We start from the raw sequence: 22,287 nt of genomic DNA, 5'->3' as shown, positions 1-22,287 counted from the left end.
GACAGAATGGAGGGATGCAGGACAACCCTGGGCCGTACGGGGGCCCGTACCCGCCGCAGCCACAATATCCGTACCCGCCCGTGCCGCCGCAGCGGTCCTGGTTCCTGCCGACGCCCGGGGGCGCCCGCTTCGACCATCTCGCGAGGAACGAGGCCACCCGGCCCTGGCGCTCGATCACCGGCACGCTGCTGATCGCGGTGGGGTTCTTCGTCATCGGCTTCGTGGTGGTCGCCGGGTGCGTGCTGGTCGCGGCCCTGCTCGGCCTGCCCTCGCCGGTGGACCCGGCCACCGGGCTGCCGGAGGGCACGCCGTTCGGGCTCGGCATGACGCTGATGTCCATCGCGCCGGTGCTGCTGCTGGTGATCGGCACGGCGGCGCTGGTGCAGCGGCGCCGGCCGGGCACGCTGTCGTCCGTCGCGGGGCGGCTGCGCTGGGCCTGGATGGCCCGGTGCGCGGCGCTCGCGGTGGTGGCGCTGCTGCTGGGTCAGGCCGCGCAGTGGCTGGCGCTGACCCTGACCGGGGCCGACGCCGACATGGTGGACTGGGTCGGCTGGGGTGCCTTCCTGCCGGTGTTCGTGGTGATCCTGCTGCTGGTGCCGTTCCAGGCCGCGGCCGAGGAGTACGTCTTCCGCGGCTGGTTCCTCCAGGCGGTCGGGGCGCACGTGCGCAACCCGGTGTGGGGCATCGTGATCGGGTCCGCGCTGTTCGCCTCGCTGCACGGCTACTCGTGGCTGGGGCTGGCCGACGTGTTCGCCTTCGGCGCGGTGATGGGCTGGCTGTCGGTGCGCACCGGCGGGCTGGAGGCGGCGATCGCGCTGCACGTGCTGAACAACGTGCTGGCGTTCGGGCTGAGCGCGGCGGCGGGCGACCTTCAGGAGTCGCTGAACCAGAGCGAGGTGGCGGTGCCCTGGCAGTCGCTGACGGGGACGGCGGTGCAATTCCTGGTGTACGGATTCGGCGTTTTGTATCTGGCCAAAAAGCGGTCAATAGCCACTATTTCTGGATAAATCAGGCCAGAGGTTCGGGGAATCTCGCTAGAGAGGTCTCGCCATCCGCGCTCATTCGTGCTGCTCTGGTTCCTGTGGGACGGCGAGGGTCTCCCGGAGGTGATCGTTTCGGTCCGGCGGGGTAAGGGTTGGCGCGTGTGATACTTCGTCGGGTGAGAACAGAGAAGCTCGAAATAAGCGCATAAGGACGGACATCCTTCCTGGAACGGTCCCGTACGGTGACCGTTCCCGTACGACTAGTTCGACTAGGAGGTACGGCGCGTGGCCTCCGGCCCCAGCGAACCGCCACGGCGACCGCCCGGTGACGACGACCCCCGGCCCGAGGGGGCGTCCGACCCGCACTCTTCTCCAGAGCCGAGGATCAGCCACTCCCCGCCCGGCCCCACCGACGACCGGGCCAGGGGCTTACCCCTGACGTCACCATGGGGGATGCCGCCCTTCGCGGCGCCCGTCCCCGGCGACGAGCCGCCGGAGCCGCCCAAGGGGCGCCGGCCCTACAGCTCGCCGACCGCCGAGCCCGAGGCCGAGCCGCGCCGCCGGCCGCGCAGGATCGTCAACCGGCCCGACAAGCTCGTGGCCAGCGGCCCGCCGAGGACGCCGCCCGAGACCCACCGGCCCGCGCAGGAGACGCGCCGGCCGGAGGAGCCGGTTCCGCCGGACCAGGAGCCCGTGCGGCAGGACCAGGGCGGGGCCCGCGCCGAGGAGGCCGGGCAGGAGGCCGAGGAGGTCACCCGCCGGGACGCGTCCACCGTCCCGTACCGGCTGGTGGTCCCGGCCGACGGCACCGCCGCCCCCGAGGACCCCGCCGGCAGGGCGACCCGGGACGGCGAGGACGGGCAGCGCCGCGAGGACAGGCCGCGTCACGAGGACAGGCCGCGTCACGAGGACGGGCAGGGCGGCGAGGGCGGGCAGCGCCGCGAGGACGGGCAGGGCGGCGATGGCGAGCCCGAGGTGCGGCGCGTCGGCCGGCCCCCCGCCGGCCGCCCCACCCGCCCCGACCTGCTGGTCGCCAGCGGCCCGGCCCGCCCCCAGGGTTCGAGCGGCCGCCACCACCGCGGCCCGGCCCCGGCCGCCGTCCGCAGGTCCAGCCCGGTCCGCCGGGGCAGCCGCGCCACGCCGGTCGTCCTCACCGTCGCCGCCGCCCTGCTGGTGGCCACCGGGGTGCTCGTCTGGCAGTGGGCCGGCGAGGAGCCGCAGGGCCTGCGCCTGGAGGCGGGCACCGGCCGCTCCGGCGACGAGCTGTTCACCGTCCCCGCCGCCGGCGACGGTGTCAACCAGAAGCTCAACGACATGGCCTCGGTCGGCCGCGCGGTCGTCGCCGTCGGCAGCGACATCACCGACCCGACGCCGCGCCCGCTGTTCCTGTTCTCCCCCGACGGCGGCAAGACGTGGCAGCTCGGCCAGGTCAACGGCGCCTCCACGCCCACGGTGCAGCGCGTGGTGGGCGGCGGCGGGCGCTGGCTGGCCAGCGGCGACGACCTCCGCACCGGCGCGCGCGGCCTGTGGACCAGCACCGACGGCTTCAGCTGGGACGCCGTCCCCGCCACCGCCCTGACCGCGTTTCGGGTCGGCGACCAGATCGCCGACATCGCGCGCACCGCGTCGGGCTTCGTCGCGGTCGGCACCACCACCGGGGACGACGGCGCTCCCGGCCCCGCGGCGTGGCACTCGGCCGACGGCCGCGCCTGGGACCGGGTCGGGACGACGGGCCTGCAGATCCGGGAGATCAAGGCCGTGGTCGCCAAGGGCGACACCGTCGTGGCCATCGGGCAACCCGCGGAGGGCGAGGGTTCGCGGGTTGTCCGGTCGGCCGACGGCGGGCGCACCTGGCAGGTCACGGACTTCCTGCTCCCGGAGGCCATGCCCCGCGCGGGGACGCTGGGCGTGCTGCCCAAGCGGTTCGTGCTGGTGCCGACGCGCCAGCGCACGATCGAGGGCGACGTCCGCGTCTACTGCTCCGCGAGCGGCGACGACTGGTCGCAGTGCGGCTCGATCAGCGGCCTCAGCGGCGAGAGCGTCGGCGTGGAGTCGCTGGTCTCCTACCGGACGGGCGTGGCGGCGGTCGCGCAGGCCGGGCTCGGTCGCTACGCCGTGCTGACCACGTCCGACGGCAAGGAGTGGGCCAAGCGGGCCGACCTCGGCAACCTGCCGAACGCCACCCTGCGCGGCTTCACCATCTCCGACGGTGGCACCCTGTTCGCCGGCGGCGACCAGGCGGCCTCCGACGTGGACAACGAGATCGTGCTGATGTCCGCGCCGGCCCGCGGGCAGGCCGCCCGCGTGCCGCTCGGCGGCGTCGAGGGCCTGACCCGCATCGCCCGCGAGACCAGCGCCCTGACCAGCTTCGGCGGCCGGTACGTGGCCGTCGGCTCGGCCTCGGGCGACGCCGGCCTGTGGACGATCAAGGACTGGGCGAGCTGGAAGTCCATGAGCCTCGGCGGCCCCGGCCGTCAGCGCCTCGACGACGTGGCCCACGGCGCGCGCGGCTGGCTCGCGGTCGGCGGCACGGAGACCAACGTCGGCGTCACCGACCCCCTGCTCGTGACCTCCTCCGACGGCGAGAGCTGGCGGCGGGTCAACGCGACCGGCGACCTGTCCCGCCGCCCCGACCACCCGGCGCTGGAGACGCAGGTGGTCGCCGCCGGCAAGAAGGGCTACGTGCTGGCCGGGCAGGACACCGACCAGGCGGGCGGCGGCGGCGCGGCCGTGTGGTTCACCGCCGACCTGCGCAAGTTCACCCGCTCGAAGAAGCTGCCGCAGGGCGGCTCCGGCGTGCGGGTGCACGACGTGGCGGCGACGGCGGACGGGTTCGTGGCGGTGGGCGGCGCCGGGCCGGCCGACCGGGAGAACAGCGTCGTCTGGTACTCCGAGGACGGGCTCAACTGGAGCTCCCGCCCCCGCGTGACCCCGCCGGGCGCCACGTCGGCCGGGCTCCGCCGGATCACCGTCTACCAGGACAAGCTGGTGGCGATGGGCACGGCGCAGGTCGGCGGCTCCCGCCGCGCCTTCGCCGCCGTCTCCGCCGACGACGGCGAGAGCTGGGAGACGTCCTGGCTGCCCGCCGACCAGGCGGCGGCGGTGTACGACCTGGCGGCCGCCGCCGAGGGCCTGGTGGCGGTCGGCTGGCACGGCGTGCCGGGCGAGGGCGACAGCGCGGCCTGGACCTCGCAGGACGGCCTCACCTGGAACCGCATGTCGCTCACCAAGGACCGGCTGGCCGGCCCGGGGGCGCAGTGGCTCACCGCCGTGGCGGTGTCGGGGTCGGAGGTGGTGGCGCTCGGCCGGTCCACCACGTACGACGCCGACCACCTCATCCTGTGGACCTCCAGCCTCACCTCAAGCCGGTAGCACCCCCCAGCCGGTGAGGGCGTCGAGCAGGCCCTCGGTGAGCGGCAGCCGGGCGAGGTCGCCGGGCGCGCACCAGCGCAGCTCGGCGGCGTCGTCACCGGCCGCCGCCGTGCCGCCGGTCACGGTGGCGAGGTAGTCGCGGATCACGTACGTGACGCCGCCCGGCCCCGGCCGCTCGACCAGGCCGGCCAGCGCGCCCACCTCGACGCGCAGGCCGGTCTCCTCCAGGACCTCGCGCCGCAGGCCCGCCTCGTCGCTCTCGCCGGCCTCCAGGCGGCCTCCGGGGACCGACCACAGGCCCATGCCGGGCGGGTGCCCCCGCTTCACGAGCAGGAGCCGCCCGGCGGCGTCCATGATGATCGCGCCGACACAATTTACCCGCACCTGACCAAGATTACGACGGGATAACGGTGAGCGGTCTTGACGGGGCAGCACCCGAGAAAGCACCGTGGGTAGGTGTGAGAGCGTCTCCAACCTGCCCACGGTGTTTTGGTCCGCTTCACGGCCCGAGCGCCTGGTCCAGCGCGTACCGATGCGGCACGCACGGCGACGTTCTGCCGTACCAGCCGCCGCGGCCGCCGACCGGCGAGGCCCTGGAGGCGATGCGCAAGAGCTCGGTGGTGCCCGTCTGGCTGCCGTGGCCGCTGCCCGCGGGCTGGCTGGTCACCGGCTTCGCCGAGGTGGGCGACCAGCGCAGCGGCGCCCGCGCCAGCGTGGTCGCGCTCACCGGGCCGTCGCTGATGGAGGGGCCGGCCGACCTGCTGATCATCGCCGAGGAGCCGGGCATCGGGCTCGGCGCCGCCTTCTCCGGCCTGGACGGCCCCGACCCCGGCAACGGGTTCGACGCGGGCCCGCCGAACGCCAAGATCGAGGTGGCCGGGCACCCCGCCCCGCTGTGGTGCGTGAACGGCGAGAGCGACCGGGCGGTCTACGCGGGCGAGGCGATGGGCAACTGGCTGTGGACGATCTGCTGGCCGGCCGACGCCGGCTGCATGATCGCGCTGGCCGAGCTGTCGCTGATCGACGCCCGCGACCACGAGCTCGACGTGCCCTTCGGCGCGTTCTCGCCGCGCCTAGAGGACTAGGACACGCGAAGGCGATTCGCGCTGTCAGGCAGACGGGCTAGAGTTCGGAGGCGTGACAGCGCGTATCGAGCGAGTGGTGACCGAGGGCGTCGTCGACCTCGACGGCACCGAGCACAAGGTCGAGAACAACACCTGGGTCATAGGCGACGACGACGAGGTGATCGTCATCGACCCGTCCCGTGACGCCGAGAAGATCATGGAGCAGGTGGGCGAGCGCGAGGTGCTGGCCGTCATCTGCACGGCGGGCCTGCCCGACCACGTCTCCGCGGCCATCGAGGTGGCCAGCAGGGACGAGGCCGTCGTGGCCCTGCACCCCAAGGACAAGCCCCTGTGGCGGGAGACCTGGTCCGAGACCTGGCCCGACATCGACATGGAGGACGACGGCGTCTTCGAGGTGGCCGACGTCCAGCTCGACGTCATGGAGACGCCGGGCGTCACCCCGGGCGGCGTGTCGCTCTACTGCGAGGCGCTCGGGGCCGTGTTCACCGGCAAGGCCCTGCAGGCCGACGGGCCCGGCAAGCTGGGCGGCGAATACCCGGCGCTCGCCGACCAGCTCACCTCGATCGGCGGGCGGCTGTTCACGCTGCCGCCCGAGACGCGGGTGCTGGCCGCCCACGGCGACGAGGTCACGGTCGGCGACCTCGAGCCGCACTTCGACGACTGGGTGTCGGGCTCGCTGACCCGCACCGAGACCGAGGGCGGCGAGGACGACGGCCCGCTCACCGACGGCACCAGGATCTCCGGGATCAAGCTCGGCTCGGGCGACGAGTAGGTGACCGGGCCCGTCGCAGTGCCAGGCGCCGCACAGGAAGGCGCCACGCCGGACGCCGTCGTGCAGGGAGGCGCCGCGGAGGGAGGCGGGGCCGGATGAGCGCGGTGCAGGGCCAGCTCCCGCTGGAGGACATGCCGCGGCGGCTCTACTCGTGCACGCCGTCGCGGTTGAACGCCTGGCTCGACTGCCGGCGCCGCTACCGGTTCAGCTACCTCGACCGGCCCCAGCCGTCCAAAGGGCCCGCCTGGGCGCACAACAGCGTCGGGGCGAGCGTCCACAACGCGCTGGCGGGGTGGTGGCGGGAGCCGTACGAGCGGCGCACCCCGCTCACGGCGGCCGTCCTGCTCACCAACGGGTGGATCACCGAGGGCTTCAAGGACGCCGAGCAGTCGGCCCGCTGGCTGGCGCGCGCCCGCGACCTGGTCTCCGGGTACGTCACGACGTTAGACCCGGCCGACGAGCCGGTCGGCGTCGAGCGCACGGTCGCCACCCGCACCAAGGTCATCGCCGTGTCGGGCCGCATCGACCGGCTCGACCGCCGCGGTGACGAGCTGGTCGTGGTCGACTACAAGACCGGCCGCCGGCCGCTCACCCAGGACGACGCGCGGGGCTCGCTCGCCCTGGCCGTCTACGCGGTGGCCGCCGCCGGCATGCTGCGCACCCCGTGCCACGCGGTCGAGCTGCACCACCTGCCCACCGGCGAGATCGTCCAGTGGCGGCACACCGACGAGTCGCTGGCGCGGCACCTGCGGCGCGCCGAGGAGATGGCGAGCGAGGCCGCCGAGGCCGACGACCGCTACCGCGCCGCCGTCGCCGCCTCCGGCCCCAAGGACGCTCGCGGCGCGGGGCGTGCCGCGAGGGGCCAGGGGCCGCGGCCGACCGTCGGCCCGGCGGCGGTGCCGCCCGAGATCGACGCCCTGTTCCCGCCCAACCCTGGGCCGATCTGCTCGTGGTGCGACTTCCGCCGCCACTGCCCCGAGGGCCAGGCCGCCGCCCCCGACCGCAACCCCTGGGACGGCCTCGCCGAGTAACCCCCACCGCCCCCACCCGCACCCCGGAACGCCCCGGCCCCCGCCCCCAGGGGGCTTCTGCCCGTCTCCAGGGGGCCTCCGCCCGTGCCCAGGGGGCCTCCGCCCGTACCCCCGGGCGGCTTCCGCCCGTCTCCAGGGCGGCTTCCGCCCGTGCCTCCAAGAGGACCTCGGCCCGCGTCTCCGAGCGGCCTCGGCCGTTTCCTCGTCGGCTGTGCCGGTTATGCACGGGGTGTGGCACGCGTGGGGTGGTTACCGGCGACGGTCGCGCTGGGCTCGATGTTCAACCCGCTCAACTCCTCGATGATCGCCGTCGCGCTGGCCGACGTCGAGGCCGAGTTTCACGTCGGGGTCGCGGCCGTCACGTGGCTGGCGGCCGGGTTCTACCTGACGGGCATCCTCGCCCCGCCGGTCATGGGCACGCTGGCCGACCGGCTGGGGCCGCGGCTGGTGTTCTGCGCCGGGCTGGTCACGATGGCGGTGACGGGGGTGCTGGCCGCGCTGGCGCCCTCGTTCCCGGCGCTGGTGGCGGTGCGGCTGCTGCAGGCGTTCGGGAGCTGCGCGACCATGCCCGCGGGGATGGCGATCGTGCAGGCCGCGATGCCCGGCGGCGACGGCCGGCCGCCGCCGCGGGTGATCGCGACGATCTCCATGGTCCTGACGGCCAGCGCCGCCGCCGGCCCGGTGCTGAGCGGCTTCCTCATCTCGTGCTGGGGCTGGCGGGCGATCTTCCTGGTCAACGTGCCGCTCGCGGCGCTCGCGCTGGCCGCCGCGCTGCGGTTCCTGCCGCGGGTGCGCGCCGGGGACGGCCGGCGTCCGCTGCTGCCGCATCCGGACCCGCGGCTGCTGGCCACGTGCGCGCAGTTCGCGCTCGTCAACGTGGTCTTCTACGTGGCGTTCATCGCGGTGCCGCTGTGGGCGCAGCGCGCGGAGGGCGTGCCCCCGCACGTCGCCGGGCTGCTGGTGCTGCCCATGGCGGCGCTGGGGATCGTCATGACGCCCGTGGCGGTGGCGCTGGCGGCGCACGCGGGGATGCGGGCGCCGCTGGTGCTGAGCGCGGTGCTGCTGCTCGCCGGCTCGGGCGTGATGCTGGCGGTGACGGGGATCGGGCTGGTGCTGGTGGCGGCGTCGCTGCTGGGGGTGGCCTCGGCGTTCGCGCAGTTCGGGCTGAACTCGCTGGTGTTCGTGCACGCGAGGGGCGGCGACACCGGGGTCGCGGTAGGGCTGTTCCAGGCGTCCAGGTACGTCGGGGCGGCGACGGCGTCGTCCCTGCTCGGCGTGCTGTTCGAACGGGCCGGGCTGGGCGGCGGGGCGTGGCTGATGACCGCCGTGTCGGCCGTCGTGGTGGCCGGCGGGGCGTTCCTGCCGGTCAGGCGGCGGGCCAGCGCCGGGGGTCAGTCAGGCCCTTGAGCCCTTTGGTGACGTCGTAGCCGGCCGCGCCCAGCCGTTCCCTGCTGGCCTGGAGCATGGCGCGGGTGGCCGGCTGGAACGCGCGGTCGTGGACGGGCTCGGGAAGGGAGTTCAGCGCCAGCCGGAACGCCTTCAGCGCCGCCGTCACCGCCGCCTGGGGCACCTCGGGCAGCACGCCGTACATGCGCCTGGCCCAGTCCGGCAGCGTGTAGTAGCACAGCGCGCCGAACGGGAAGTAGAGCGGCTTGCCCGCCGTCAGCAGGCGGAGCTCCCGCGGCAGCCGCGGCCACAGCAGGAACCGCACGGCGGCCGCCGCCTCCGGGGTGACCCGCAGCGCGGGGCGCGCCCGCTTGAGGTAGGCCTCCATCTCGGCGCAGGTGCCGGGCACGTCGTCGGGGTGCAGCCCGACGCGGGCGGCGCTGCGGCGCTGCTCGGCGAGGTAGCGGTCGGCCTGGCGCTCGCTCAGCCCGAGCCCGCCGCGCCTGGCCACCTCCAGGTACGACGACACCTCCGCGCAGTGCACCCACAGCAGCAGTTCGGGGTCGTCCACCCGGTGCGTGCGGCCGGTGTCGGGGTCGCGGACGCGCAGCGCCCTGTGGATGGCCCGCACCCGCCGCCCGATCTCGGCGGCCTCCTCCGGGCTGCCGAATGTCACCCGGCCCACGAAGTCGGCGGTGCGCCGGAGGCGTCCGAACGGGTCCTGCTGGAAGGAGGAGTTCTGCCAGACGCCGCGCATGGCCACGGGGTGGAGCGCCTGGAGCATCAGCCCGCGCACGCCGCCCACCCACATCGACCGGTCGAGGTGCACCCGCCAGGTCGCGCTCTGCGGCGGCTGGACGACGAGGTCTTCGATGCGCTTCATGGTAAGCGCATGATTACATGCTATTGGAGTGGATGTCCAAATAGTGCTTCTCGGCCGCGTTCCAGAACCTCACCAGCGCCGCCGCCGTCGTCTCCGGCGCCTCCACGGCGGGGGAGTGCACCGCGCCCGGCACGACCACGCACTCCGCGCCCAGCCTGGCGGCCATCTCCGACTGCGTCTCCGGCGGCCAGCCGTCGTCGTCCTCGCCGTACAGGACGAGCGTGGGCACCTCGATCTGGCGCAGCTCGTCGGTGCGGTCGCGCATGGTCAGCACCTGCTCGGCCATCCGCGACAGGCCGGTCGGCGAGTTGGCCAGCAGGCGCCTGCGCAGGAAGGCGACGATCTCGTCGGGGACGTCGGCCGCCAGCGCGTCCGGCTCGAACCTGTGGTGCCACACGTGCTCCAGCCCGAGCGCGGGCACCTCCTCCATGATCTTGTGGCCGTGCCGCGCCCGCCGGCCCTCGATGGCCGCGGGGCCCGAGCCCATGAGCGTGAACGAGGCGAACTTCGTGCGCCCGTCGATGACCGCCTCGCGCGCCACCAGGCCGCCGAAGGAGTGGCCCACCAGGTGCACCGGGTCGCCCTCGCCGAGCACCTGGGCGAGCGCGTCGAGGTCGGCGCCGAGGGCCGCGCACGTGTACGCCGCCGGGTCGTCGGGGCCCGGCGTCTCGTACTGGCCGCGCAGATCGACCGCCACCACCCGGCGGCCGGACTGGGCGAGCGTCATCAGGACCGCGATGAAGTCCTCCTTGCTGCCGGTCAGGCCGGGGGCGAGGAGCGCGGGCCAGCGCTCAACCACACCACTGACGGGAAGCGCCTCCAGGGCCGCGAACGTGCCCTGTGACGTCTCGATCTTCTGTGGTGTGACGCCAGGAGGCAGGTCGAGGAATCGCGGCGTACTCACGTGGGGCAACAATACCCAGAGGTCAGGGCCTCGACACCGGCATGGCCATGACGCTGGTGCGAGTTCGGAGGAGATGTGACGAATGCCTGGCCCCGCGATCCAACCGCCGCGTCGTGGGACGACGTCTTGGCAGCCTTCGGCTCCGGGGGCGCCGTACGCGGCTCCAGTGGCGCGTGGAGGGGCCTGGAGCGGCCCCGGGGGTCTTGGGGCGGGCCGGTCGGCTGGTGCGCTGTGGGGCCGCGTGAGGGGCCTGCGGGGCTGCCGCGGGGGCGCGGCTTCGCGGCCGTCGTGCGCCGCCCCCCGCCTGATCCTCCTCGGGAACGCGGCAGGCGCGCACCCGTACGGGATGCGCGCCTGCACGGTCGCGCGGTCGTCAGCCGGCGCGGCGGCGGTTGCCGCCGCCGCCCCGGGCCTGACGGCGCTGCTGCTTGCGCTCGCTGGCGGCGGACGGCGCGATGTCGTCGTCGTCCGTGGCCAGGTCCGGCGACTGGAAGATCACCGTGAACGGGCTCGGCGGGATGATCCGCTCGGGCTCCCTCCTCACCGGGGCGGGAGGCGGCGGGGCGAGGAAGCTCGGCTCCGGCTCAGCCTGAGGCTGGACCTGGGGCTGAACCACCGGCTCCCGCCGGTCGGGCACGGCCGGGGCCGGCGCCTGCTCGGCGACGGGCATGGCGGGCGCGGCGGACGCCGGCTCGGCCGCCTTGACGGCGCTGCGGCGGGACCGGGTGGCCCGCGCCGCCGGCGCCGCTTCCTCAGCGGCCACCGGAGCCGGGGCCTGAGCCACCGGGGCCTGAGCCACCGGGGCCTGAGCCACCGGGGCCTGAGCCACCGGAGCCTGGGCCACCGGGGCCTCGGCCGCCGGGGCCTCGGCCGCCGGGGCCTCGGCCGCCGGAGCCTGGGCCACGGGGGTCTCCTGGGCGTCCGGGGAATCCGGAGCGCCCGCGAGCGCCTGCTCGATCGCCGACGTCGCCGCGCCCCTCCGCGTACGGGTCCGCCTCGGCTCCGTGGCCGCGGCCTTCACCTCGTCGGGAGAGAAGATCGCGGGAGTCTCCTCCGCCTTGGCATCCACGAGCTCGACCTCCGAGGTCTCGACGGGTGCGGTCTCCTCCAGCTCCTTGCCGCCACGGAGGCGGCGGCGCTGGCGCGGCGTACGGGCAGGGCGCTGCTCGCGCTCACGGTCGCGCTCGCGCTCGCGGTCGTCGCGGCGCCGGCCGCCACGCCCGCGGACCCTGCCGGTCTCGCCGAGGTCCTCGATCCGCTCGGCCGACAGCCCGGCGCGCGAGCGGCTCGCGTGCGGCAGGACGCCCTTGGTGCCCTCGGGGATGTCGAGCTCGGCGTACACGTGGGGTGAGGTGGAGTAGGTCTCCTCGGGCTCGGCGAAGGCCAGCCCGAGCATGTTGTTGATCATCTTCCAGCGGGTCAGCTCCTCCCACTCCACGAAGGTGACCGCGATGCCCGTGCGCCCGGCCCGGCCGGTGCGGCCGATGCGGTGCACGTACGTCTTGTCGTCCGTGGGGCAGTCGTAGTTGACCACGTGGGTGACGTCGTCGATGTCGATGCCGCGGGCCGCCACGTCGGTGGCCACGAGCACGTCGATCTTGCCGTTGCGGAACGCCCGGAGCGCCTGCTCGCGCTGGCCCTGGCCGAGGTCGCCGTGCACGGCCGCGACGGCGAAGCCGCGGGTGTCGAGCTGCTCGGCGACCATGTCGCAGGCCCGCTTGGTCTCGCAGAAGACCATCGTGAGCCCGCGGCCACGGGCCTGGAGCAGCCGCGCCACGATCTCGATCTTGTCCATGCGGTGCGCGCGCCACACGAGCTGGCGCACCTGCGGCGTGGCCTCGCCCTCGCCGCTCTCGTGCTCGGCGCGGATGTGCGTCGGGCGGTTGAGGTACTTGCGCGACAGCGCGACGATCTCGCCCGGCATCGTCGCCGAGAACAACATCGTCTGCCGCTCCGCGGGCACCAGGCTGAAGATGCGCTCGACGTCGGGCAGGAAGCCCAGGTCGAGCATGCGGTCGGCCTCGTCGAGGACGAGCGAGGTGACCTGGCTCAGGTCGAGGTGCTTCTGCTTGACCAGGTCGAGCAGCCTGCCGGGGGTGCCGACGACGACGTCGACGCCCGCCTTCAGGGCCTCCACCTGGGGCTCGTACGCCCGGCCGCCGTAGACGGTCAGCACGCGCGAGCCGAGCTTGCCCGCGGCCGTCACGAGGTCCTCGCTGACCTGGACGGCCAGCTCGCGGGTCGGTACGACGACCAGCCCGCGGGGCTTCTTGCGGTTCTTGCGCGGCTTGCCGATGCTCTGCAGCATCGCGATGCCGAACGCGTAGGTCTTGCCCGTGCCGGTGCGTGCCTGACCGATAAGGTCCTGGCCGCCCAGTGCGAGCGGGAGCGCCATCTCCTGGATCGGGAACGGCGACACGATGCCCTCGGTCTCGAGGGCGTCGGCGATTTCTGGTGTGACTCCGAGGTCTCGGAAAGTCGTCAGCGTGGCCTGCCTCAGTCTCAAATGAAGGCGGGCCTGCCGGGACCGACGGGTGATAGACACCCCGTGTCTTGGGTCCTCGCGGTAGAGCCAGCCCTCTCGCGTCATCAGCGACCGCCGCCTCCTGGGAGCGGAGGTATCCGGGAGAAACCCCCGAATTTACACAGTGCGGTCGCACTTTCACAGAGCAGTGTACTCGATACCACAACGCTGGCCGAGCTCGCGGATGTTCCCGAAGAATCTCCGAAGTACGCTGCCTCCATGAAGCAGTCTCCAGGAGTCGTCGATCTGCTCGGTGTTCTGGCGTACGCGGAGCTCAGCGCCTTCGCCAGGATGACCGAGGACGCGGCCACGCTGGCGCCCTCGCTGGCCGACCGCGCGGCCCTGAGCGAGCTGGCCGTCACCGAGTACGCCCACTTCCGCCTGCTGCGCGACCGGATCGCCGAGCTGGGCGCCGACCCGGAGGCGGCGATGGCGCCGTTCACCGCCGCGCTCGACGCCTGGCACGCCCAGGCCAGGCCGGCCGACTGGCTGCAGGCGCTGGTCAAGACGTACGTGGGCGACGGCATCGCCAACGACTTTTACCGGGAGGCGGCCCGCCACCTCGACCCGTCGGTGGCCAAGCTGGTGGACGAGGTGCTGGTGGACGAGGTGCGCTCGCAGTTCGCGGTCGATCGGGTGCGGGCGGGCGTCGAGGCCGACCCGACGGCGGCGGCGCGGCTGGCGCTGTGGGCGCGGCGGCTCGTGGGCGAGGCGCTCAGCCAGGCCCAGCAGGTGGCGACGGCGCGGCCGGAGCTGGCGTTGTCGCTGGTGGAGGCGGGGGGCGGGCAGGCCGACATCTCCCGCCTCTTCGCCACCCTGACCGAGGAGCACAACAAGCGGATGGCCGCCCTCGGCATCTGAGTGGCCCGGTTCGGGCGGCGCGGGGCCGCGGAACGGTTGTACCGTGCCAGCATGAGGGCCTCGCGCCGTTACGGCGGTTCCTTGACCAGATGCGGGCCGAATCGCTGGACCTCACGCGCCGTGCTGCGGCGGGAAAGCACCCGCTGCCCGGCCACCGTCCAGCCCCGGCACCCCACCCCGTCCCGCCACCGCCCACCTCCGGGCTGCCGCCTCCTCACACCCCGCTGACCGGCAGGGGCCGGGGGCCGGCGGGGCCGGCAGGGATCAGCAGGGTCAGGCCGCGAAGGGGTACGGCGGGGAGCCGTACCCCTGACGTGCCGGGCTAGAGGGTGCCGCCGAAGCCGACCGGCCGTGCCTCGTCCTCGCCGATCTCGATGAACCCGAGCGCGGCCACCGGCACCACCACGCGCCGGCCCTTCACGTCGGTGATCGCGAAGACGCCGCGGTCGACGGACATCGCGTTCCTGATCTCCTCCTCGACCTGCTCGGCGGACAGGTCGGTCTCGACAACGAGTTCGCGGTGTACGGACCGTACGCCGATCTTGACTTCCATCGTGGCTCCTTAGTCGACGGGCGGGCGGGCTCACTCCATCGTGGCCGTTGACGCCCGCCGGGCACGCGAATGATCGCGCGCAGCGAACGGGTTAAGCCGTACGCGGAAAACCGCTGATGCCGCGCCAGGCGAGCCGCGCCATCATCTGCTCGGCCGCGTCCTTGGGGATCGAGCCGTGCGTGGTCACCCAGTAGCGGGCGCTCACCTCGGCCATGCCGACCAGGCCGACGCCCAGCAGATGGGCCTCGTCGCTGGTGCAGCCGGTGTCCTCCTGGATGAGGGCGCTGACCATCTCCGCGCACTCGCGCAGGGACCGCTCCACGCGCTGCCGCACGGGGGCGACGTTGCGCAGGTCGGACTCGAAGACGAGGCGGAAGGCCTCGCCCTGGGTGGAGACGAAGTCGAAGAAGGCCTGGAAGGTGGCCTGGACGCGCAGCTTGTTCTCGTGCGTGGAGGCCAGCGCCTCCCTGCACCGGTTGACCATGTCGTCGACGTGCAGGTCGAGCAGCGCGAGGTAGAGCTCCAGCTTGCCCGGGAAGTGCTGGTAGAGCACGGGCTTGCTGACCCCCGCCCGGTCGGCGATCTCGTCCATGGCGGCCGCGTGGTAGCCGTTCTCCACGAACACTTCCTGCGCGGCGCTCAGGAGCTGCCGGCGGCGGGCGAGTCGGGGCAGCCGGGTGCCCCGGGGCTTGGCGTCCGGGGTTGCGGTCACGCGGGTCTCCATCGGTCTCTCGGCGGGCGGTCTCTCGGCGGGCGGTCTCTCTGCGGGCGGTCTCTCTGCGGGTCGTGCGGACATCCTACGGGCCGGTAGGGGGAGGCGTCCTACGCCCGAGCAGGCATCACGCGGGCGTCCGTCGTCGCCGGCCGGCCCTCGTGGAGGGCTCTCCCCGAGGGGCGGCGGGTCGCCGTCACCGGTACTCGTCGTCGTCGAGGTCCACGACGCGGTCCTGCTCGGCCGCGTCGGCGGGGTCGACGTCCAGCGGCAGCTCGCGGCGCGGGACGCTCGCGCCGTGCCGCACCTCGCGGTGCTGCTCGGCGGCGTCGGCCTCGGGCGCCTCGATCGACAGCTCGGTCGCCGCCGCCTCCTCCTCGTAAGGGCCCTCGTCCTCGCGAACGTCCATCTCTGACATTTTTTGGTCCCCCTCTGGGTGTCGACGGATCCAGACTACGCCCGGCCGAAAAGGTCGCCGCGTTTCTCCACTCGCGCGAGCACGTCCGGCGCGGTGAACACGAGGTCCTCCGGACGTTCGCAGGCTTCCACCTCTTTCCAGGTGAGCGGCGTCGACACCGTCGGCCGCTCGCGGGCCCGCAGGGAGTAGGGGGCCACGGTGGTCTTGGCCGGGTTGTTCTGGCTCCAGTCGATGAAGACCTTGCCGGGCCTGGCGGCCTTGGCCATGATGCTGACGATCCGTTTCGGATGTTGTTTCTCCAGGAGCTGGGCCAGCCTCTTGGCGTACGCGGAGGGCTCCTCGCGGCAGTCCCACTCGGCGTAGAGCTGCATGCCCTTGCTGCCGCTGGTCTTCGGCCGGGCGCTCAGCCCCTCGGTCTTCAGCAGGTCGCGCAGCATCAGCGCGACCTCGCCGCACTCGACGATCGTGGCCGGCGCCCCGGGGTCGAGGTCGAACACGATCATGTCGGGGGGCAGCGCCCGGCCGTGCTCGTCCACGCGCCACTGGGGGACGTGCAGCTCCAGGGCGGCGAGGTTGGCGTAGTAGACGAGCGCCGGCAGGTCCTCGACGACGGCGAAGTCGATGCTCTCGCGGTTCTTGGTGCTGCCGGGGGCGGGCAGGTTGACCCGGCGGACCCAGTCGGGGGTGTGCTCGGGGGCGTTCTTCTCGAAGAAGAACTGGCCCGCGACGCCGTTGGGGTACCGCTTGACGGTCAGCGGGCGGCCTTCCAGGTGCGGCAGCAGGACGGGGGCGATCCGGCTGTAGTAGTCGATGACCTCGGCCTTGGTGAAGCCGTAGTCGGGGTAGAGCACCTTGTCGAGGTTGCTCAGCGTCAGCTCGCGTCCGTCCACCTTCACGGGGACCTTCTTGGGCACGGGGTCACCTCCCTTCCGTCCGCCACGCTCACCGGGTCACCTCCGAGGGGAGCTTGTCCGGCCGTAACCCGCGCCACACCGGGTGCCGCAGCCTCTGGTCGTCGGTCCACATCGTGTAGGCCACCTCCCCGACCAGATCGGGCCTAACCCACCTGTTTCGCCACGGCACCCGGTTGGCGAACGGGCTGCGCGGGATCTCCAGCGGCCGCAGCGTCCGGTAGAGGTCGTCGAGCAGGGCGTCGGTGAAGCCGGTGCCGACGTGCCCCACGTACGTCAGGCCCGCGTCCGTGAACATCCCCATCACCAGCGAGCCGATGCCGCCCGCCCGGCGGCCCTTGCCCGGCTTCCAGCCGCCGATGACGACCTCCGTGGCGGCCTGGTTCTTGACCTTCACCCACCACGGGGTCCGCGTGCCCGGCCGGTAGGGGGAGTCGAGGTGCTTGGCGACCACGCCCTCCAGCCCCTGCTCGTACGTGGCCGCGAGCAGGTCGGAGTCCCCGGGGAAGTACGGCGGCGCGCCGACGTCGAGCTCGTCGAGCAGCGCCCGCCGATCGCGGTAGGGCAGGTCGAGCAGCGAGATCCCGTCCAGATGCAGCAGGTCGAACGGCATGTACGTGACGGGGTACAGCTCCAGCGCGGCCGGGTCCGGGTCGGTCAGGTGCATCCGGTGCTGCAGCCGGACGAAGCTGGGCCGGCCGCGCGGGTCGAGCGCCACGACCTCGCCGTCGATGACCGCGTTCTTGACCCCGAACCCCGAGATCTCCGGATACCGCCGGGTGTAGTCGGCGCCGTGCCGTCCCGTCACCCGCAGCGCGCCGTCGTCGAGGTGCAGGACGGCGCGGATGCCGTCCCACTTGACCTCCAGTCCATACCGGTCACGATCGGGAGGTAGTACCCCGGGTACGGCGAGCATAGGTTCGATCGGGTATGGCATTGGTCGCCCCATGCCGGGTATGTGCCCATCATTGAACGTTTGAGAGCTTGAGGAGTGACCCATGCGCAGCATCTGGAAGGGTGCGATCTCTTTCGGCCTGGTCACGATCCCGGTCAAGCTCTATTCCGCCACCGAGCAGAAGGACGTGGCCTTCCACCAGGTGCACCGCGAGGACGGCGGGCGGATCCGCTACAAGCGGGTGTGCCAGCTCGACGGCGAGGAGGTCCAGTACGCCGACATCGCCAAGGGCTACGAGCTGCCCACGGGCGAGATGGTCGTGCTGACCGACGAGGACTTCGAGGACCTGCCGCTCAGCACGTCCCGCAGGATCGACGTGCTGCAGTTCACCCCGGCCGACCAGATCGACCCCATCTACTTCGCCAAGTCGTACTACCTGGAGCCCGACGCCCAGGGGGCCAAGCCGTACGTGCTGCTGCGCGACGCCCTGGAGAGCTCGGGGCAGGTCGCGGTGGTCAAGGTGGCGCTGCGCCAGCGCGAGTCGCTGGCCACGCTGCGGGTCCGCGACGGGATCTTCGTCCTGGAGACGATGTTGTGGCCGGACGAGATCCGCACGCCCGACTTCGAGTTCCTGGACGAGGACATCGAGGTGCGCGCGCAGGAGCTCAAGATGGCGGAGTCGCTGATCAGCACGATGGAGTCCGACTTCGACCCGGGCGAGTACCACGACGCCTACCGCGAGGCCCTCCAGCACGTGATCGAGGCGAAGGTCGAGGGCAAGCAGGTCATCGCGGCGCCCGAGGAGGAGGAGGCCGGGCCGGCGGTGGACCTGATGGCGGCGCTGCGGGCCAGCGTGGAGGCGGCCAAGCGCGAGCGCGCGGGCGGCTCGGCCGCCAAGCCCAGGAAGGCCGCCTCGGCGAAGGCGAAGGACGGCAAGGCGGACGCGAAGAGCGGCCAGGACAAGGCCGAGGACAAGGCCGAGGACAAGGCGGAGGAGAAGGCGGACAAGCCCGCCGCCAAGCGCAAGGCCCGCAAGTCCGCCTGATCCCCGAGGGAATCGGAAACGGTCCGGAAACGCAGTGAGGGCCCCCTGGCCGGTTGCCAGCGGAGCCCTCATTGAGGATTGCCGTGGAGACGATGAGAAAGAAGCCCGATCAATGACGGGCGTTCATCCCTCTGCCGTCAGCACGCGGCGCGTTTACCTCGTGGCGTCGTCGTCGTGGTGAGTACGGTTCCCGAAGTTGCGGTTGTAGTTGTAGTTGTGGACCTTCACCTTGACGCGCAGCTTGTGGTGGTGGTGACGGCGCCCGTAGCCCCAGCCCCAGCCACCGCAGCGGCTGCGGTAGCCGCAGCCCCAGCCGGCGACGACGGAGGTGCCGGCGCCGACCTGGGTGGTGGCGCTGGCGTTGGCGGCGGAGGTGGCGGCGCTCGCGGCGACCGCCCCACCGGTCATCGCCGTGCTCAGGGCGAGGCCCGCGATAACACTCTTCAGCTTGGGCATTGTGTCTTCCCCCTAAAGGATCGATTGCCCCGTACGCGTTTCATCCGGATCAACCAGAGGAAACGTTGCGGACGACCGCCGATGAGTCATCCGGTAAATGTCATTTCCGACATCAGGGGCACACAAACGAGAATCGCCCCATTTTGCAACACATTAAGAACGTCATTGCTTGTATTACACGTTTATGCATTGATATCCCACGAATTATGGTGAAATGTCCTATTTGGAAAGTCGTCGGCTTCGGGGGGGCGCGGCGCGCTGAGAGCGCCTGTGCGGGCGTCGCCCGGGGTCGTCCGTACGCCGGGAGCCGGGCCCGGCGGGTGGGCCCGCACGGGCCCTCAGGGCTCCGTGCGGCGGCGGTGACCTGCCCTGACGGCCCCGGACACGTGGAAGTGCCCGTGTCCACCCAGTGGACACGGGCACTCGCGCCTGCGGCCGGCGCCGGTTCCTGAGGACGATCCCTCAGATCCCCTCAGATCCCCTCAGACCTCCTCGACCTCCGGCCGGGGCTCATCACCGGCCGTGGTGGCCGTCGCTGTGGCCGTTGACGTTGACGTTCCTGTTGACGATGACGACGCGGACGCGGCTCCTGCCGTGGTGACGGCCCCAGCCGCCCCAGCCGGCCCGGCGCCAGCCCCAGCCGCCGCCCCAGCCGCCGCAGCGGCGGCGGGCGTGGCAGCCCCATCCGGTCTGGACGGCGGTCTGCGTGCCGACCTGGGTCGCGGCGCTCGCGCCGGCCGACGTGGTGGCCGCGCCCGCGGCGACGACGCCCCCGGTCATCGCCGTGCTGATGGCGAGACCCGCGAAAATACTCTTGAGCTTGGGCATTGTTTCTTCCCCCTAAAGGATCGACTGCCCCGTTCCGCCACACCCTTTCGGCCCCTTTGTCGCTGCCGTCCGTGAATGTGGCGGGCGTCGGCCGGAATCACATCCAGCGTCCGCACTTCTACATATATCCGGACCCAACGGCCGCAAACCGGAAATGTCCACTTTTGCCCGTTTGTGACGAACAGTCAACGTCCGGAAAGCACGACGAGGGCCCCGCCGGCGGTTAAGCCGGCGGGGCCCTCAAGATGATCCGCCGTGGAAGACGAGGAGAAAGGAGTTTCTCAGGCCCGAACCGCCCCCGTGAGCACGGGCCACGCCCGAGAAACCGTAATTCCGTGACCGTGGCCCGCCGTCATTGGCGGACCGTGCGGCCATTGTCGAATAACGCCCTCACCCCTGACGCCGAGTTACGGCAGGGTCACCAGCTGTGGTCCTCGGTCGGGCCGTTGATGTTGCGGTTGTGGTTGCGGATGACGATGCAGATCTTGTTGGCACCGTGGCGACGGTGGCCCCAGCCACCACCGCCCCAACCCCAGCCGCCGCCCCAGCCACCGTGGTGTCTACGGCCGCAGCTGTGGTGACGACGGTGGTGGTGGCCCCAGCCACCGCCCCAGTCGCCGTCCCAGTCGTCGCCCGTGACGACGGAAGCGCGGGCGGAGACCGGGGTGGCGCTGGCGGCCGTGGTCCCCATGGTGACCGCGGCGCCGGTCATCGCCGTGCTGATGGCGAGGCCGGCCATAAGGCTCTTGAGCTTGGGCATTGCGTTTTCCCCCTAAAGGATCGAGTGCCCCGTTCTAGACGTTTCCGGGTACCTGAAAAAGGTCTTGGACGGCTGCTTAAGAGTCATCCGGTGCAAGTCATTTCCGGGGCGGCGGTCGGGCAAACGGGAATCACCCTATTTTGCTGTGTATTAAGAATCCTATTGCTTGCATTAAAGATCTATCCCATGAAATGAACGGAAATGTCCGATTTGTCCCTGCGCTCCACTGAAGGCAGCGCGAAGCGGCCCCTGGTCGCGGGTTCCTCATCAGGAAATGGCCGTCGGCGAGAATGCTCAAATCGCACAGGACGGCAGTCGTCATAAAGACGAGTCAGACAAACGCCTCAGTGATTGTCCGCGTCCAAGTACGACCAGCCGATAACGGTGGGTACTGGACGAGTCACGTTCCGTGGCGTCGGCTGACATGTTTCCGCCGGCCGCCCGCATAAACGACGTCCGTCAGCTTTTTACCGGTCTCTTGGACATGTCGGGACGACTCGGGCCGGGGTCGCTACCGCCTGCCGATCTTCTTCAGGTACCGGGTGAACGAGAACCCCCGCCGTCCGACCTCGGTCCCGCGGACCCTGCGCCACCCGCCGAAGCTCTTGCAGCTTCCCCAGGTGACGTCCCCGGGGTAGAGCTTGTCGACGATCCGCCCGTGCGGGGCGGCCCGGACGTTCAGCCGGGTCTTGACGTGCTTGATCCGGTACTTGCAGCGCGGCCGCTCCAGCACCGCGACCGCGGCCGCGGGCGCGGCGGCGCCGGTGACGACGAGCCCGCTCCCCGCGAGAACCGCGGCGACGAGGCCGGCGGCGATACGGCGAGTGACCATGATGTAGCCCCCTGTCACTGCTTGAGACATACGCACGCTGTGTCCTGAAAAGTGGGGTAAAAACCGATCTGACCCTTTTCAGGGTCCTTCTGGAAGTGATGGTTATCGTTGAGAGAACGTGCCGCGACGACGAGCGAGGAGGACGCATGGTTGCGGAGCCGATCCCGCACTGGCCGGGACGCACGATCGGCTCGGTGCACGTCCGGTCCACCCCGGAGGGTCCCGCCGAGCAGGCGGTCTTCGTGCACGGCCTGGCCGGTTCGGCCACGAACTGGACCGACCTCATGGACGAGCTCAAGGACACCGTCCGGGGCCACGCCCTCGACCTGCCGGGCGCCGGCTTCTCACCCGCCCCCGACGACGGCGACTACACCGTGGCGGCGCACGCGCGAGCCGTGACCGGCCTGCTGGAGCACACGGGCCCGGCCCACCTGTTCGGCAACTCGCTGGGCGGCGCGGTCGCCGTCCGGGCCGCCGCGACCCGGCCCGACCTGGTGCGCTCGCTCACCCTCGTCTCGCCCGCGCTGCCCGACCTGCTGCCGCGCTACGGCCCGGTCCGGGTGGCCGCCGCCGCGATCCCCGTGCTGGGGGAGTGGGTGGCGAGCAAGCTGCAGCTGGTCCCCGCCGAGCAGCGCATCACCGCCTCGATGGCGATGGTCTGGGCCAACCGCGACGCGGTCCACCCGCTGCGGCTGCGCGACGCGATCGAGGAGCTGCGCCGCCGCGACGACCTCCCGTACGCCGGCGAGGCCATGATCGGCTCGGCCCGCGGCATCGTCGCCGAGTACTTCCGCCGCGGCGAGGACAACCTGTGGCGCCAGGCCGCCAAGGTCAAGGCGCCCACCCTGATCATGCACGGCCGGCACGACCGGCTGGTCCGCCCATCCATGGCGCGCAAGGCGTGGCGCACGTTCCCGAACGTCAGGATCGTGCTCCTGCCGACCGCCGGCCACGTCGCGATGATGGAGATGCCGCAGGTCGTGGCGGCCGAGGCACGCCGTCTGATCGGTGAGACTCGATTGGGGAATGCCCCACTGCCCAGCTAGGTTTCACAGTGAGATGAGACCCCCTGAAAA

22 protein-coding genes are annotated in these 22,287 nt (G+C 72.3%); 9 read left to right on the top strand and 13 right to left on the bottom strand.

Translation table 11 applies throughout. The annotated features are described in order from the left end of the window. Positions 1-80: 80 nt before the first annotated feature. Together MF672_RS04325 and MF672_RS04320 are read left to right on the top strand one after the other, a co-directional pair. Positions 81-1,007, top strand: coding sequence for a CPBP family intramembrane glutamic endopeptidase (locus MF672_RS04325; protein WP_242372638.1), 927 nt, complete (start codon positions 81-83; stop codon positions 1,005-1,007). 429 nt (positions 1,008-1,436) lie between these two features. Next, complete coding sequence (locus MF672_RS04320; RefSeq protein WP_242372635.1) at positions 1,437-4,355, top strand: hypothetical protein; 2,919 nt, start codon at positions 1,437-1,439, stop codon at positions 4,353-4,355. On the opposite strand, the gene MF672_RS04315 is transcribed toward MF672_RS04320, so the two are convergent. Then, the gene (locus MF672_RS04315; protein ID WP_242372631.1) at positions 4,344-4,739 is read right to left on the bottom strand and encodes an NUDIX hydrolase; all 396 of its coding nucleotides are present in this window, start codon (positions 4,737-4,739) and stop codon (positions 4,344-4,346) included. The genes MF672_RS04320 and MF672_RS04315 overlap by 12 nt on opposite strands. A 26-nt stretch (positions 4,740-4,765) precedes the next feature. Between MF672_RS04315 and MF672_RS04310 the strand changes: the two genes are divergently transcribed. From MF672_RS04310 to MF672_RS04295, 4 genes are all read left to right on the top strand, one after another. After that, on the top strand, positions 4,766-5,440 hold the full coding sequence (locus MF672_RS04310; protein ID WP_308210461.1) for a DUF6758 family protein: 675 nt from the start codon (positions 4,766-4,768) through the stop codon (positions 5,438-5,440). Positions 5,441-5,492: 52 nt separating this feature from the next. After that, positions 5,493-6,212, top strand: coding sequence for an MBL fold metallo-hydrolase (locus tag MF672_RS04305; protein ID WP_242372622.1), 720 nt, complete (start codon positions 5,493-5,495; stop codon positions 6,210-6,212). A gap of 95 nt (positions 6,213-6,307) precedes the next feature. Continuing rightward, positions 6,308-7,243 (top strand): RecB family exonuclease, encoded by a 936-nt coding sequence (locus tag MF672_RS04300; RefSeq protein WP_242372618.1) that lies wholly within the window; start codon positions 6,308-6,310, stop codon positions 7,241-7,243. A 240-nt stretch (positions 7,244-7,483) separates the two neighbouring features. Then, entirely contained in the window at positions 7,484-8,650 is a 1,167-nt protein-coding gene (locus MF672_RS04295; protein WP_242372615.1) for an MFS transporter, read from the top strand. On the opposite strand, the gene MF672_RS04290 is transcribed toward MF672_RS04295, so the two are convergent. The 3 genes from MF672_RS04290 to MF672_RS04280 all read right to left on the bottom strand — a co-directional run bounded on the left by MF672_RS04290 (position 8,610) and on the right by MF672_RS04280 (position 12,835). Next, positions 8,610-9,512, bottom strand: a complete 903-nt coding sequence (locus tag MF672_RS04290) for an oxygenase MpaB family protein (protein ID WP_242372612.1) — start codon at positions 9,510-9,512, stop codon at positions 8,610-8,612. The genes MF672_RS04295 and MF672_RS04290 overlap by 41 nt on opposite strands. A gap of 13 nt (positions 9,513-9,525) precedes the next feature. Further along, positions 9,526-10,416: an alpha/beta fold hydrolase gene (locus MF672_RS04285; RefSeq protein WP_242372610.1), complete on the bottom strand. Its 891-nt coding sequence runs from the start codon at positions 10,414-10,416 to the stop codon at positions 9,526-9,528. Between the two features lie 373 nt (positions 10,417-10,789). Beyond that, complete coding sequence (locus MF672_RS04280; RefSeq protein WP_242372605.1) at positions 10,790-12,835, bottom strand: DEAD/DEAH box helicase; 2,046 nt, start codon at positions 12,833-12,835, stop codon at positions 10,790-10,792. Between the two features lie 324 nt (positions 12,836-13,159). Between MF672_RS04280 and MF672_RS04275 the strand changes: the two genes are divergently transcribed. Next, positions 13,160-13,801: a ferritin-like fold-containing protein gene (locus tag MF672_RS04275; protein ID WP_242372603.1), complete on the top strand. Its 642-nt coding sequence runs from the start codon at positions 13,160-13,162 to the stop codon at positions 13,799-13,801. Positions 13,802-14,123: 322 nt separating this feature from the next. On the opposite strand, the gene MF672_RS04270 is transcribed toward MF672_RS04275, so the two are convergent. The 5 genes from MF672_RS04270 to ligD (MF672_RS04250) all read right to left on the bottom strand — a co-directional run bounded on the left by MF672_RS04270 (position 14,124) and on the right by ligD (MF672_RS04250) (position 17,311). Next, positions 14,124-14,354, bottom strand: a complete 231-nt coding sequence (locus MF672_RS04270) for a DUF3107 domain-containing protein (protein WP_242372601.1) — start codon at positions 14,352-14,354, stop codon at positions 14,124-14,126. 91 nt (positions 14,355-14,445) lie between these two features. After that, a complete protein-coding gene (locus tag MF672_RS04265) occupies positions 14,446-15,066 on the bottom strand; it encodes a TetR/AcrR family transcriptional regulator (protein WP_242372598.1) in 621 nt (206 codons plus the stop codon). 196 nt (positions 15,067-15,262) lie between these two features. Continuing rightward, on the bottom strand, positions 15,263-15,475 hold the full coding sequence (locus tag MF672_RS04260) for a hypothetical protein (RefSeq protein ID WP_242372596.1): 213 nt from the start codon (positions 15,473-15,475) through the stop codon (positions 15,263-15,265). A 44-nt stretch (positions 15,476-15,519) separates the two neighbouring features. Continuing rightward, on the bottom strand, positions 15,520-16,398 hold the full coding sequence (gene ligD / locus MF672_RS04255; RefSeq protein WP_242372594.1) for a non-homologous end-joining DNA ligase: 879 nt from the start codon (positions 16,396-16,398) through the stop codon (positions 15,520-15,522). 28 nt (positions 16,399-16,426) lie between these two features. Beyond that, positions 16,427-17,311: a non-homologous end-joining DNA ligase gene (ligD, locus tag MF672_RS04250; RefSeq protein WP_242372591.1), complete on the bottom strand. Its 885-nt coding sequence runs from the start codon at positions 17,309-17,311 to the stop codon at positions 16,427-16,429. 82 nt (positions 17,312-17,393) lie between these two features. On the opposite strand from ligD (MF672_RS04250), the gene ku reads away from it, so the two are divergent. Further along, on the top strand, positions 17,394-18,335 hold the full coding sequence (gene ku, locus MF672_RS04245) for a non-homologous end joining protein Ku (protein WP_242372587.1): 942 nt from the start codon (positions 17,394-17,396) through the stop codon (positions 18,333-18,335). Between the two features lie 153 nt (positions 18,336-18,488). Here ku and MF672_RS04240 read toward each other — a convergent pair whose 3' ends face one another. The 4 genes from MF672_RS04240 to MF672_RS04225 all read right to left on the bottom strand — a co-directional run bounded on the left by MF672_RS04240 (position 18,489) and on the right by MF672_RS04225 (position 21,211). After that, positions 18,489-18,791 carry a hypothetical protein gene (locus tag MF672_RS04240; protein WP_242372585.1) on the bottom strand — a complete coding sequence of 101 codons (303 nt, stop codon included), beginning with the start codon at positions 18,789-18,791 and terminating at the stop codon, positions 18,489-18,491. 513 nt (positions 18,792-19,304) lie between these two features. Further along, on the bottom strand, positions 19,305-19,619 hold the full coding sequence (locus tag MF672_RS04235) for a hypothetical protein (protein ID WP_242372581.1): 315 nt from the start codon (positions 19,617-19,619) through the stop codon (positions 19,305-19,307). 418 nt (positions 19,620-20,037) lie between these two features. Then, a complete protein-coding gene (locus MF672_RS04230; RefSeq protein ID WP_242372578.1) occupies positions 20,038-20,379 on the bottom strand; it encodes a hypothetical protein in 342 nt (113 codons plus the stop codon). Positions 20,380-20,890: 511 nt separating this feature from the next. Next, positions 20,891-21,211 (bottom strand): hypothetical protein, encoded by a 321-nt coding sequence (locus MF672_RS04225; RefSeq protein ID WP_242372575.1) that lies wholly within the window; start codon positions 21,209-21,211, stop codon positions 20,891-20,893. Positions 21,212-21,357: 146 nt separating this feature from the next. Here MF672_RS04225 and MF672_RS04220 point away from each other — a divergent pair, with 146 nt between their 5' ends. Beyond that, positions 21,358-22,257, top strand: coding sequence for an alpha/beta fold hydrolase (locus tag MF672_RS04220; RefSeq protein ID WP_242372574.1), 900 nt, complete (start codon positions 21,358-21,360; stop codon positions 22,255-22,257). Positions 22,258-22,287 lie beyond the last annotated feature (30 nt).

Origin of the sequence: Actinomadura luzonensis (genome assembly GCF_022664455.2) — a bacterium.
Taxonomy (GTDB): domain Bacteria; phylum Actinomycetota; class Actinomycetes; order Streptosporangiales; family Streptosporangiaceae; genus Nonomuraea; species Nonomuraea luzonensis.
Note: the sequence above shows the minus strand (reverse complement) of the source record. Positions and strands in the feature narration are given on the sequence as shown.